This window comes from Candidatus Poseidonia alphae (assembly GCF_943787815.1).
Lineage (GTDB): Archaea > Thermoplasmatota > Poseidoniia > Poseidoniales > Poseidoniaceae > Poseidonia > Poseidonia alphae.
This window is the reverse complement of sequence record NZ_CALSNW010000001.1, coordinates 482,989-494,940: the sequence shown is the minus strand read 5'-3', so window position 1 is coordinate 494,940 and position 11,952 is coordinate 482,989. Positions and strand designations below refer to the sequence as shown.

Here is an 11,952-nt window from a genome sequence, read left to right as displayed (position 1 = left end):
GTGTTACACTCCGTTAGCCAAGTACGTGCTTATCGCATCAGCCATTGCTTTGGGCGTATTTTGTTCGTGCATGATGTTCCTGACCTTCTTTGCATTGGGCAACCCTTTGGTGAAAGCAATCGCATGACGCTTCATCCAACGAGCTTGAATGCCGACGGTTTCCTCACACAAATCGATGTAGCGGTCCCAGCACCATCTTCGTGATGCAAACGATTGCTGGACATCATCCAATTCATACCATCCCTCATTGGAGGCAATCCAAGGCAAATCCTCCTCCTTCATCCATCCGAGTCCCACTTTGATGTCGGCAAATACAGACGGGCGTCCGATTGCACCTCGGCCAACCATGAGTCCTGCAGCGCCCGTTTGCTCCAGGCATGCTGCAGCCGAAGCGGCATCTACAACGTCACCGTTCGCAATGACCGGGACCTCCACTGCCTCCACTGCTTGTTTGATTGAAGTCCAGTCTGCAACACCTGTATACCTCTGGCGAAGGGTTCGTCCGTGGATGCAGAGGCGCTGAGTTCCTACCTCCTCCAAACGCTTGCACAGTTCCGTCGCGTTGTTATGACCGCTGCCGGTTCCAAGACGCATTTTAGCCGTCACCGGAGTATCTACACGTTCAACGATATTATCCACCATCCCAACCAACCGTTCTGGTTCGCCCATGAGGGCGGCCCCCGCACAAATATTGGTTACCTTTGGAGCAGGGCAACCAAAGTTGAGGTCGATGATGTCAGCACTTGGTGCAAGCATTTCAGCCGCAGTCGCCATGTCTCCGGGGTCGCCTCCAAAGATTTGAGGAATAAAGGGGACTTCGGTATCGTGGGTTTCCATGCGACGCCATGATGTGGCGGCTTCTCGGGTGAGTGCCGTGGAATTTGTAAACTCCGTGATGGTCACGTCCGCACCGCATTCCTTTGACAGCAACCGGAACGGTAGATCTGAAACTCCTGACATCGGTGCCAGAAAAAGTGGACGAGCGTCACCGTCCCAAGGCCCAGGGGCGGGTTGGATGTGCTCGGTCATGGATTCCCCTCAACTCTTGAGGTTTCAAGGGCTTCATCGAGTAAGTTGGCGACTCGAACCATTCTCCGAAGCACCCGGTCCATGCGTTCCTGAACGCGTCGTTGTATGGCTTGGGGGGAGGGCCCTGAGAGTCGGTATCCCATCGGAAGACGACCGCCGAGTAGGTTCAGAAGAAGCATTTGGTCTCGTGCCTCCATGGTGTTTAAATGCGTTCCAACGTCATCAACATTGAGGTTTCCTTTCTTCAATGAATCCAGTAGGTTGTTCTGCTGTTTGTTGTTAAGCAAACGTTGGAATCCGCCTTTTCTCAACATCCAATCCTCTCCTCGGCGTTGATATTGTGTGGTCATTGCCGTCCATAATGCGACGCTTAACCGGTCGGTTCGGGCAACCCTCTCTACCATGCCCGACGCTCTGAAACGGTCTAAAATCCGTCCTATGCGAGCCTTTTGTCCTCCATGGGATTCAACGGCTTCGTCAAGAGAGAGGGGGAGATCTCGTTCCAACAGCGTTGTCATCAAGCGAACGGATAACGAGTCCGCTACGATCTCTTGGCCTGGACGCTCACCGAGCATCCCAAAGTCACTCATCCAATGTGAAAGTACGGTTCCATTGGAATCGTTCGGTATTGGTCGATGGTCGGTTAGACCAAGCATGAATGAAGCATGTTCAGGTTCGGGAAGCTCCACTTCCATCGGTTCACCTGCTCGCTTCCAATACGGTTCCAAAGCGGCCATTCGTTGATGGAGGACAAGCGAACAATTTTGTTGGAAAAAGGCCACTGCATTGCTCAATGAACCACCTCTTAAGAAATAACGACGCCATCCTTTCCCTTCGTTGGTATAGCCTACGATTCCACTCTCTACAAGCCGTGTGAGGTGATGGTTGAGCGATGCCGGCATCAAGGCGAGTTCATCAGCCAACATTTGAGCGTCCCAAGCGGTGTTGGGTTGACCAAACAAATGGTCTCGCAACAGTCGGTGGACCGGCCCAGCTCTGCCGTTGTCAGCCATTGCATCGCCTCGTTTTCGGACCAGACAAAGCGTGTCGGTAATCCATTCAACGAGCGCATCAACTTCGCGGTCGGTCGAGGGTAGGGGAAGTTCGACCATTCGTACCGAGAACATGTTGACAACCGAAGGGAAGCCAATGGCGAGAGCCTTTGAAGTCTATGCAGTAAATGCCGCTCAAGCGATAGATTTCAAAAGAAATTCAAAGCAGCGGTCACGCCGTCCTTCGTTCGTCCTTCCATTCGTAATCCACGCTACCGTGCGGCTGCCAGCACATGTCTAGGTCAATATGGGGCATGAGTTCAATTTTGTCATCACGTAAAATCCCCCGGCGTCGTAGTACCTTTACAGCGCTGTGCACGGTAGCTCGAGTTCTTCCAAGGCGCCGAGCAAGCTCGGCTTGCGACCGAGGAACGCCCTCCCGTTCGATGTTCTCTAGAATTAAGCGTTGTACAAGGGAAAGGCCAATCGGGAGACTTTGTGCCATTCTCTCTTCCCCGATCACTGTGCTACGGAGAACTTCAATCTGACTTGGTGCTCCTGCAAAATAGCATGTTCGTCCGTTCACTGGGAGAATCGTGACCGACTTGCGGGTTTGCAGAACATCAAGATGATGCCTCAGGGTTCCATTGGCGGTACTCATTGCAGTTTGCAATTCACGATAGCACAAGCCGGGGTGCGCCTCCAAGGTGGACAAAATTCTTCGCCGCAAGGGGTGTTCGTGGTGGGTTGCTTTGGTTCGGATGCCTCCCATTGTCATGGCTCCAACTGCGCCGGCAGCAGCCGCTACCCCTCCAGCAAGTCCAGCAACACTGCTGGCTGCTCCGGCCAAGCCAGCAGCCAACCATGGTCGCTGCCGTACCCATTGGGAGAGAAGAGGCATGAGGTGAGGTTTGTCTTCTCCTTCCTTAAACCATCGCTGATTTGAGTCGCAATTGCAACCGACGATTAAGGTGTTAATATACTCTTGAAGGAGTGATATTATGGTGGGTTTTTATGATGGATTACAAGAGGAATGAAGCGATTGAAATGCAGTTGCAAACAGCATTGGACGATGGCGCAAACGTGTGGGTCATCGGAGATATTCATGGATTCTATCAAAGTTTTATTTCTCTCATTGACGAGTTGAATCTTGGGGAAAACGACCGAGTGGTTTTACTCGGCGACCTTATTGACCGAGGTCCAAACTCATACGGAGTTGTCCACACTGCACGAACGAATGAACAAATCTTCTGCGTCAAAGGAAATCATGAGGCCATGATGGCTGAAAACTTCTCTCTTGAGGGACTCCAAGACCCGAACATAGACCTGTTGGTTTGGATCAAGAACGGCGGAGACACAACCGTTCGTTCGTATCTTAATGCATTTAACAATGTATTAACCCAACCTGACCATCAAGCAATGAAGAAGCAAATCAAGGATGATAACGAATGGATTGAAACCCTCCCTCTCCATATTGTCCTGAAGGAATGGCGACTGGTTCATGCGGGGTATAAGCCAAATCTCCCGCTTGATGAGCAAACAGAAGATGAATATTTGTGGATACGAAAGGAATTTCATGAGGTCTCGGAACCTGTTGACCATCAGCGAACCGTGGTGTTTGGTCATACTCCAACGGCAAGTCTTCCAGGACACGATGAGCAATCATGGGGCAAGGTTTGGCGGAGTGAAGTTTGCTTGAACAATGCCCGACCCGCGGCCATCGGCCTCGATACGTGTTTGTATCACGCAAAGCAAGGAATGCCTGCAGTCCTTACAGCGTTTAATCTTCAAGACGGGCGTGTTGTACAGCAAAACCGTGTTGAGCCCTGACGTCATTCAGATTGGACAGAGCCCATCTTTACTTTCAAGTGGGCCACCATAGGTGAAAGAAGTCTGCCGCAGGTCAAGCCGTGCTGACTGAGTTCGTAATTGACTTTGACAGGCGGACCTTCGGTGACCAGGCGTAAGACCAAGCCTTCCTCTGCAAGGAACCGCAACTTATCGGAGAGAGTTCGGCTAGAAATTCCGCTGAGCATGTTCTTCATTTCATTGAAGCGGCGAGGGCCCGTAATGTACAATGTTGCGAGAATTTCAATGGTCCAACGGGAGCCGAAGACATGGAGTGCTTCAACTGCTGCCTCCACTTCCCAGTCTGCGTTATAGGGCCCTTGGTTGGAGTAATTCGCCAGGGTTGAACGGATGATTTTACCGTTGTTGAGCGTGCCCTCAATGTTGTTTTGAAGGGCTTCAAACGCATCAGCTGGAATTTTCATTGGTGGGGTCGGCATGGGCTTCAACCGTTCGCGAGCGTCACCACTACTTGGTTTCTTTTCCACACCCAATGTACATTCTTCTCCCAAGAAGCAAACCCCAAGGAGCCCTCAAGGTGGTTCTTTGAAGAAGTCCAGCGTCTTCCGCAGTTCATGGCTCAAGACAAGAACGCGCACCCTCGGCGGCGCGTGTTGCTTGTTCGCGGAGGAACCCTCTCACGGTATTCCGGACTCGGAGGAGCCTTTCACGACCTGAGAACCTCGTTGGAAGCCGAACAAATTACAGGGTGGGAAAGCGCAGGTATTGAAGAGTACACTTTGCCTGTAGGGGCTTCTGGATTGCGGCGTCTTTTGAAACGCTGGTTTGGCCATCCAAAGCAGGTGCTGCAAACAATCCGCCGCTTGCACAAAGCCAGTTCAGTCGACTTGATTCATGTCGCAGACCAAGAACAGGCGCATCTTATTCCGAAGCGATCACCTGCGCCAGTTGTCGTTTATATCCATGATTTCTTCCATCTCTTTCCAGAGACGATTGCCCTCAATGGAGAACGTATTGAGGTGGGTGAACAACGTCCACCCTGGTACCGCCGCTCGGATTTGAAGCGCCTGATGAAAGGAATAAGCCGAGCGAACGGCATCATCTGTAACACGCAAGCAACCGAATCGTTGTGTCGAAAGCACTTCCCCAACATACCCCTTTACCGCATCCCCTATGGATTGGACACAGCTAAATTTGCGCCAACGCTTCCACTCCCTCCAGCCCCAAGTGGTCTTTCATCAACAACCTGCAACCTCTTGGTTGTGGGAAGTCACGCCCCTAGAAAGCGTTTGAAATTCCTCATCAGGATGCTCAGTCAACTGCCTGAAGAACTTCTTCAATCGTTGATGATTCACCATATTGGAGGCGATTCATGCCCTTATGGGGGTGTCACCGCCAGTGAATATGCAACTCAGCACGGAGTTCCTTGGACTCATGTTGGCGGCGAGATAAGCGACGGTATCCTCAATCATTACCGTTGGCATACCGAGGCTCTACTGTTTCCCTCGGGAGCTGAAGGATTTGGCTACCCTCCCGTTGAATCAATGGCGGCAGGCCAACCTGTTCTTGCATCTGACCGACCTGCACACAATGAATTGATGCCGGACGGACACTGCCTTGGTGCTGAAGACGAAGACGCTTGGCGTCAAGCAATTCAAGAGGTTCATTCAAGCTGGTCGGCTCGAAACGGGGCAGATCGGGAACCTGTCCAGGCTCTTATCAAACACGTTGAATTTCTGTCTCCAGAGCGTTTCCACAGCGATATGAGCCATGCTTGGACTGAGATTTCGTCATCGTGAACCATCCGTATGCTTCATGAGCATCGTTTGATTGCGCAGTAACATGCAACCTATTCAGCGCGTAGCCGTCGTCGGCGCAGGAAACATGGGGTCGGGAATTGCCCAGAAAAGTGCTCAAGAAGAATTTGATGTTCAAATGGTGGACCGCGAAGCACAATGGGTTGAACGGGGGCAGTCCATCATAACGAATTTCCTCTCGGAGGCGGTTGAACGAAGAATCTTCTCACCGCAACAAGTTGAAGATATTCAGGGCCGCATAACCGGTGTTATCGGAGTTGAGGAAACGGCAGCCAATACCGACTTGGTGATCGAGGCAGTGTTCGAAGATTTTGACGTGAAGACAGCAGTGTTTTCCACACTTGACGAAGTCTGCGGACCAGACACCATCCTCGCATCCAACACGTCTTCCCTATCAGTCAATGCTCTTGCACAAGCGACCGGACGCCCTGACCGCTTTGTTGGCCTTCATTTCTTCTATCACCCCGCCAAGAATCGTTTGGTTGAAGTGATCCCGGCTCAATCATCAAGCCAAGAGACCATTGACAAAGTCGTACAGTATTGCAAAATGCTGGGCAAGGTCGTCATCGTTTGTGCAGACCGACCCGGATTCGTCGTCAACCGATTTTTCGTCCCATGGCTGAATGAAGCATGTTTGTTATTGGAAGAAGGCGCAGCAACTGCGGCTCAAATTGATGCCATCGCTTGCAAAGCATTCCGAATCGGGCTTGGCCCCTTCGGTCTGATGAACCTCACAGGCCCCCCAATTGCACTGCACTCTACGGACTATCTCGCTGAGCAACTCAAAACCCCTCGTTACACCGGTGCTCAAAACCTTCGAGACTTGATTGAAGCAAATGCGCACTGGGACGTGTCCGGTGATGATGAACATTCGGAAGATCAATACACTGCAGTTTCAGAACGCCTGCTCGGCGTTGTATTTGGTGTCGCGGCACAAATCGTGGACGAAGATATTTGCAGCATGGAAGACGTAGACCGCGGCGCAAAGGTTGGACTGCGCTGGGCTCGTGGGCCTTTTGAATTGATGAATAAAATCGGGGTCGCTGAAGCACATCGGATGGCAGTCAAGTACGCTGACATGGCTGGAGAGGGCTGGAGCGTTCCTGCGTTCTTCACTCAACAAGGCGGGAACGACTGGGATTTCTCCTACGTGGATTCCATCGTTTCAGACGGTGTCGCAACCATCACCATCAACCGGCCCGAAGCCATGAACGCACTCAATGTCACTGTTGTTGAGCAACTCACCGCCGCGGTATCTGCGGCAAACTCCGACGATTCCGTTCATACCGTTGTCCTCGATGGAGCCGGAAAGGCATTTGTTGCGGGAGCTGATGTCAAATTCTTTGTTGACAAAATCCGTGCAGATGCAATCCCAGAAATTTACGATTTCACTGCAGATGGCCACACCATGCTTGACATGCTTGAGACCTCATCCAAGACAACGGTAGCCCTCACGACCGGCCTCGCTCTTGGCGGAGGATTGGAACTTGCGCTTGCTTGCGATTACCGGATCGGTACACGTAGGACGCAATTCCGCTTCCCTGAAACTTCGATTGGAATCTACCCTGGACTCGGCGGTTCACAACGACCGGCACGAATCTGTGGAATCCCTGCAGCCCGCTGGGCTGTATTGGCTGGAAACTTCATGAACGCTCAAACGGCAAAAGATCTCGGCTTGATTACCCACCTCGTGGACGTTGCCAGCGTTGACTCTTGCGTAGCAACCATCGCATCGGAAGGAAAGCCAGCCAACAAATATCCCGGGCAACCGTCAAACCCTGACTCTAAGGTCGCTCAATTTGCATCTTCGTTTTACTCAGATGCCAACATGGCTGCTCTCATGAATGGAGCTTGCCCGGAAGGGTTCGAGGCAGAAGACAAGACGGTTTTGCGTCAAATCAAGAGTTTGTCCTTTACAGCTCCCATTGGGTTGAGGATGGCCAGCGAACTCATCAATGCTACAGCATCAACCTCTCTGGGTGACGGTTTGCAGATGGAACTGGACGGGTTGGACACGATTTTCTCGACGAAAGATGCGCTAGAAGGCTTGTCTGCGCTTATCGAGAACCGTAGAGCGACGTACAACAACGAGTGAAACTAAACCCACTTTGACATCAGACTGTTGAGGGACTCAACGATCGCTGCGATGTCAACGGATTCACCATTTTCCTGAGCGAGTTGCAACCGATTACGAACGGCTTCTATGGTTTCGCCGGATGGCGCAGAACCACTGATTTCTTCGATGACTTCGGCGATGCTTTTCCCTCGACCTTCCTCAATAGCAAGAAGCGCTTTTACAAATTCTTCTTCGTCTTTTGGTCGCCGAGCACTCATGCATCCACCTCCACCGCAATGTTGTTGCTTTGGTACCATGAATGCCAGGGAGTTGGTTCTTCATTGGTCCAATTTGAAAGAGGACCTTCGGCGGAAATGAAGGGAGCCTTCAGTTGCTTATTGAAGGTAGAATTGCTTGTGAACTTAGGGCCAGGTTCACCCAATACCATGGCGGTTTCCAAAATCATGGTGCCCAGAGAAAGGCTGTTGGTGTCGGTCGTGCTCCAATATGCGGCGAAATCAGGATGGGTGTGAACCCACAATTTGAACGGACTTTTCGCCCCAACTGGTGGTTGAAGGGTGACTTGTCCAGCCGTTCCCCAATCGATGTATATGTTGTTTTCAGCGTCGATGAGAACGGAGGTTTCCAAGCCTGCAAGAACAGACAAGATGTACACTCCGTCCCAACGACTGTGAGCAGCTAAGGTCTCTTGAGCCAAGAGAAGTTGAGAGTTTTCGACCTGTCGTTCACTCGCCGCGAGGCAGGCTTCATCCCATGTCGCTTCATCCAAACCCGTTTGGGCGAATTCCGGAAGTTCGACCATCATGCCTTCACCTCCGGGAAAGAAAGAGCACCGTAAGTGATGCTGCCCATGGTTTGGGTGGGCGATGGTCTTCCTCGCAATTCTTGAATGGCCCATTGAGAACCAATGGCGGCAGCAACTGCAAATCCGAATTCAAGGTTCCCAGATTCCAATGCACCATCGACCTGGCAACTCTTTGGTTCGTGGTCCGGTGTCATTTCTTGGACCAATCCTCGTGAACTTTGGGATGTGAGAGCTACCCATCCGTCTCCAGAACAACGCAAATCAATCCAAGGAATGTCAAGACTGTGGACCAAGCGACGAGGTTCTGGCCTGTCAACACAAACCACGACCAAATCATAACCTTCGAGTTGCTTGGACTGCCGCAAATTCTCCGGAAGTCCGACAACGCTCACATGCTCTGAATCCAGGCGCTGAGCCAACTGAGTGACTTTATGATGACCTACATCGGTCAAACTGTAGCGTTGATGGCCGAGGTTGGTGGGTTCTACAGTGTCTGCATCCATGACGGTCACAGAGCACGGAAGAGCGACTCTGATTAGGGCTGGAATCAAGTTTTCCAAGAGGCTTGCACCAATGCCACCGGCTCCGACAACAAGCAGCTTTTTGTCTGGGGTTTCGAGGTTCATGAACTTTTAATCCCGTCACACTTTATGAATAAATCACGAATCGGATAACAGACGTTCCAATGCTGTGATTTGAACGGGCAGTACAAAGTTCTCCTCCACATATAACCCCCCAGCCTTTGCGCAACGCTCGCGCAAGGTTCCATCCTCCAGTGAAGTCTTCGCACACTTCGAAGCCCCTCCATCATCTCTTCTGAAAAGCCCAACAGGTTCAACGGGCGTCATCGTGCATTGGAAGCCATCTTCACCAACCATTAACGCGAGTACTCTACGGCCATGGCTTCAATTTGAGGGTTTTGACATACTTTGTGTTTGTTGTCTTGCTTGGTGGACTCATCGGTTTGAATGATGGTGTTTAAATCGTTAATGAAAGAGCAATAAAACCACTGTTGCCAGTTGTGTTGATTTACTCTGGATTGAAGAGCATGGTTCAAAACATGTTGTGATTATTCCTCTTCAAAATGCCAAGTGAAGGATTCGAATACTTTTCTTGCCTGCGTTTCAGGCGTTAGATCGATTTTTTGAATGTGTTCTCGGCCAGCCTTAGACCATTCCTTTCTGTTTTTATGCCCTTCATCGATTGCTGCAATCCAATCATCTCCTTCATCCATTAAGCGTCCTGTTTTTCCATCAACAACAGTTTCTCTAAATCCTCCTTGATTCGAAACGATAACTGGGCAATCGACAAAATATGCCTCTGGTGGAGTTAAACCAAACGGTTCGTTGATAGCATGACTCACCATTGCCTTAGCGTTTCTCATCAATGCTCTAATGGTCGCTTGTGATACTCTGGGCAGAGCTTTTAATTCGACGTTATTTTTTCTGGCGTGCTCCTTGTGTTTTTCATTAACCCCACCGCCGATTTGAACAATTTGTAAATTAGAACTGCCTAGTTTTGTGATGGTTTCCCATAGGCCTTTCGCAAAAATAGCATGGCCAATGGTGATGACATACTTGTTTTTGATAAGACCAAATTCTTTTTTAACAGACCCCCAGTCTTCGTCTTTGGTTGGTTTAATCGGCCAAAGATTTGGATTTATACTGGGATAAATAAAGTTAGATTCGACATCATAAACTTGTTTGATCCGATCGCATGTGTTTTTCGAATTACCACTAATCTTCCCTCTCTTGGAAGCGAGTGTTACTAATTTTTCATCGATCTTTCTCTGTTTTGACAACAGGAAATTTGTCAATTTGAGATTTTGTTTGGGTGTTCCATCGACGTCAAAGTGGAGGTCGTTGCTGTGTAAACCGCGGTTTGGTTCATGCATGAGTGTATGAATGGGGATGTTGTTAGGTATCAGTGGAAGGAGTTCTAATGAGGCCATTCCAGTTGTTATGTTGACTGCATCAATGTTAGAAAACAATGTATTCAAGCCAACTCCTTGTTTTGTTAAAGAAAGCATAGAGTACCATTTTTTAGATGCATTTCGAGATGACCTTGCAAATATTTCTGAAAATATTCCGCGCGAATAAGACCAATTACTTACCGGAGAAAAGAGCGGTATGTTCAATTCATTTGATTTCTCTATGAGTTCTTTATTGGGATGTAATGTTGCAACACTCAAGTCAAAATATTTTGACCAGGCTTCGAGATTATTGATCAAATCTCTTTCCCCTCCACCGAAGTGCTCAAAAGAGCCTTTCACAAGCAAAAGGCGCTTTCTTTGAAGGTTAGCCATGTGTTATGTGAGAGGGGTGGTTGCTATAATGTTGAGCCGTTAGCGTAGAATTAATTTCTAGTTAGAAGTGAATATTATTCCATCCTCGCCGATGTTTGAATCATACATGTTCTGCAGCACTGCCTTGACTTCTGAAATGTTGTGTTCTTGGTTATGATCTGGTAATTTAAATTTGGTAAAATGACCTGGTAATACTGAGAGAAATGTTTCAACGTTGATATCTGCAACATTCTTTAGGTGATGTGGCAGAAATTCAACAACTAATGTTTTACAATGGGATAGAATGTCTTCCATACCTTTCATTGCAAAGTACTCTGACCCCTCTATATCCAGCAGAACGAGGTCATAATCATGCTCAGGCAAATAATCGTCAAGTCTGTGAGATTCCAATTCAATAATTTCTGGGTTGTCATAATCATACATGAAACTGCTCTTTTTTGGTTTCCTCTTGCTTCCACCTGAGTTTACTGTATTGAGTAGAAATTCTACTTTTTCATGAGAATCATTAGCAAAAATGTTGTGCGGTGTTATGTTTTTAGCATTGTTAAGTTGAAGATTTATTTCCAGTAATTCGAAGGTGTTTGGATTCGCTTCAATCGCCGTTACTTCCTTACAATGTTTTGAAAGTGGAATTGCTAAAGAGCCAATGTGCGTTCCAACAATCAAAACCTTTGAATTATTGTTGATGAACTTCTTCAGTCGTTGCACTTCTTCAATACCAAATCCACCTGAACGTAACTTTTGGCCTACTTCAAGGTCCTCTGGGTCAACTGCGAATAAACCGTTTTCACTGTTCGTGATGATGGCTTTGATATTATTGCCGAGTTTCTTTCTAAGTCGCTTTGATTTGATTTTCTTAAACCCAAGATTAAGGCGCCAATAAAACGCCTTAAGCATGTCGAATCCTCATGCACAAAAAGACACTAACGCCATCGGCTACTCCTGCGGAGTGAGATTGTTCACCAGTGAACCATCCTTCATCTCCATCATCCTTTTGTTTTTCTAAACGAGGGATATTGCGGACACTCCAATGAACTCTCATGCAATTCTTTGTTATGGTCTGCTATTTGGAATTATGGCTAAACAGGTCATGATGGTCGTTCCCTGAGGCAAATTTT

General features: G+C 48.9%; 13 protein-coding genes. 3 read left to right on the top strand and 10 right to left on the bottom strand.

The annotated features are described in order from the left end of the window. Positions 1-3: 3 nt before the first annotated feature. From AAA857_RS02215 to AAA857_RS02205, 3 genes are all read right to left on the bottom strand, one after another. Entirely contained in the window at positions 4-1,029 is a 1,026-nt protein-coding gene (locus AAA857_RS02215) for a tRNA-dihydrouridine synthase family protein (protein WP_338172634.1), read from the bottom strand. Beyond that, positions 1,026-2,156 (bottom strand): helix-turn-helix domain-containing protein, encoded by a 1,131-nt coding sequence (locus tag AAA857_RS02210; RefSeq protein ID WP_338172633.1) that lies wholly within the window; start codon positions 2,154-2,156, stop codon positions 1,026-1,028. The genes AAA857_RS02215 and AAA857_RS02210 overlap by 4 nt, the downstream gene beginning before the upstream one ends. A gap of 97 nt (positions 2,157-2,253) precedes the next feature. Continuing rightward, a complete protein-coding gene (locus AAA857_RS02205) occupies positions 2,254-2,922 on the bottom strand; it encodes a winged helix-turn-helix transcriptional regulator (protein WP_338172631.1) in 669 nt (222 codons plus the stop codon). A 113-nt stretch (positions 2,923-3,035) separates the two neighbouring features. Here AAA857_RS02205 and AAA857_RS02200 point away from each other — a divergent pair, with 113 nt between their 5' ends. Next, positions 3,036-3,851, top strand: coding sequence for a metallophosphoesterase family protein (locus AAA857_RS02200; protein ID WP_338172627.1), 816 nt, complete (start codon positions 3,036-3,038; stop codon positions 3,849-3,851). 2 nt (positions 3,852-3,853) lie between these two features. On the opposite strand, the gene AAA857_RS02195 is transcribed toward AAA857_RS02200, so the two are convergent. After that, entirely contained in the window at positions 3,854-4,309 is a 456-nt protein-coding gene (locus tag AAA857_RS02195) for a helix-turn-helix domain-containing protein (RefSeq protein WP_338172625.1), read from the bottom strand. Positions 4,310-4,444: 135 nt separating this feature from the next. Here AAA857_RS02195 and AAA857_RS02190 point away from each other — a divergent pair, with 135 nt between their 5' ends. After that, positions 4,445-5,629 (top strand): glycosyltransferase, encoded by a 1,185-nt coding sequence (locus AAA857_RS02190; protein ID WP_338172623.1) that lies wholly within the window; start codon positions 4,445-4,447, stop codon positions 5,627-5,629. A gap of 43 nt (positions 5,630-5,672) precedes the next feature. Next, positions 5,673-7,742 carry a 3-hydroxyacyl-CoA dehydrogenase NAD-binding domain-containing protein gene (locus AAA857_RS02185; protein WP_338172621.1) on the top strand — a complete coding sequence of 690 codons (2,070 nt, stop codon included), beginning with the start codon at positions 5,673-5,675 and terminating at the stop codon, positions 7,740-7,742. A gap of 2 nt (positions 7,743-7,744) precedes the next feature. Here AAA857_RS02185 and AAA857_RS02180 read toward each other — a convergent pair whose 3' ends face one another. The 6 genes from AAA857_RS02180 to AAA857_RS02155 form a co-directional block, all read right to left on the bottom strand. After that, positions 7,745-7,981: a hypothetical protein gene (locus AAA857_RS02180; protein ID WP_338172619.1), complete on the bottom strand. Its 237-nt coding sequence runs from the start codon at positions 7,979-7,981 to the stop codon at positions 7,745-7,747. Then, entirely contained in the window at positions 7,978-8,529 is a 552-nt protein-coding gene (locus AAA857_RS02175) for a hypothetical protein (RefSeq protein ID WP_338172617.1), read from the bottom strand. Before AAA857_RS02175 ends, AAA857_RS02180 begins: the two co-directional genes overlap by 4 nt. Then, positions 8,526-9,155: a ThiF family adenylyltransferase gene (locus AAA857_RS02170; protein ID WP_338172614.1), complete on the bottom strand. Its 630-nt coding sequence runs from the start codon at positions 9,153-9,155 to the stop codon at positions 8,526-8,528. The genes AAA857_RS02175 and AAA857_RS02170 overlap by 4 nt, the downstream gene beginning before the upstream one ends. A 443-nt stretch (positions 9,156-9,598) precedes the next feature. After that, entirely contained in the window at positions 9,599-10,834 is a 1,236-nt protein-coding gene (locus tag AAA857_RS02165) for a glycosyltransferase (protein ID WP_338172612.1), read from the bottom strand. Positions 10,835-10,891: 57 nt separating this feature from the next. Next, a complete protein-coding gene (locus AAA857_RS02160; RefSeq protein WP_338172610.1) occupies positions 10,892-11,731 on the bottom strand; it encodes an FkbM family methyltransferase in 840 nt (279 codons plus the stop codon). Continuing rightward, positions 11,724-11,876, bottom strand: a complete 153-nt coding sequence (locus tag AAA857_RS02155; RefSeq protein ID WP_338172608.1) for a hypothetical protein — start codon at positions 11,874-11,876, stop codon at positions 11,724-11,726. The genes AAA857_RS02160 and AAA857_RS02155 overlap by 8 nt, the downstream gene beginning before the upstream one ends. Positions 11,877-11,952: the final 76 nt, after the last annotated feature.

Bases quoted from the DNA above. Each gene is read 5' to 3' on its own strand.
- AAA857_RS02215 (WP_338172634.1), bottom strand. From the start codon at position 1,029: ATGACCGAGCACATCCAACCCGCCCCTGGGCCTTGGGACGGTGACGCT.
- AAA857_RS02210 (WP_338172633.1), bottom strand. From the start codon at position 2,156: ATGTTCTCGGTACGAATGGTCGAACTTCCCCTACCCTCGACCGACCGC.
- AAA857_RS02205 (WP_338172631.1), bottom strand. From the start codon at position 2,922: ATGCCTCTTCTCTCCCAATGGGTACGGCAGCGACCATGGTTGGCTGCT.
- AAA857_RS02200 (WP_338172627.1), top strand. From the start codon at position 3,036: ATGATGGATTACAAGAGGAATGAAGCGATTGAAATGCAGTTGCAAACA.
- AAA857_RS02195 (WP_338172625.1), bottom strand. From the start codon at position 4,309: ATGCCGACCCCACCAATGAAAATTCCAGCTGATGCGTTTGAAGCCCTT.
- AAA857_RS02190 (WP_338172623.1), top strand. From the start codon at position 4,445: ATGGCTCAAGACAAGAACGCGCACCCTCGGCGGCGCGTGTTGCTTGTT.
- AAA857_RS02185 (WP_338172621.1), top strand. From the start codon at position 5,673: ATGCAACCTATTCAGCGCGTAGCCGTCGTCGGCGCAGGAAACATGGGG.
- AAA857_RS02180 (WP_338172619.1), bottom strand. From the start codon at position 7,981: ATGAGTGCTCGGCGACCAAAAGACGAAGAAGAATTTGTAAAAGCGCTT.
- AAA857_RS02175 (WP_338172617.1), bottom strand. From the start codon at position 8,529: ATGATGGTCGAACTTCCGGAATTCGCCCAAACGGGTTTGGATGAAGCG.
- AAA857_RS02170 (WP_338172614.1), bottom strand. From the start codon at position 9,155: ATGAACCTCGAAACCCCAGACAAAAAGCTGCTTGTTGTCGGAGCCGGT.
- AAA857_RS02165 (WP_338172612.1), bottom strand. From the start codon at position 10,834: ATGGCTAACCTTCAAAGAAAGCGCCTTTTGCTTGTGAAAGGCTCTTTT.
- AAA857_RS02160 (WP_338172610.1), bottom strand. From the start codon at position 11,731: ATGCTTAAGGCGTTTTATTGGCGCCTTAATCTTGGGTTTAAGAAAATC.
- AAA857_RS02155 (WP_338172608.1), bottom strand. From the start codon at position 11,876: ATGAGAGTTCATTGGAGTGTCCGCAATATCCCTCGTTTAGAAAAACAA.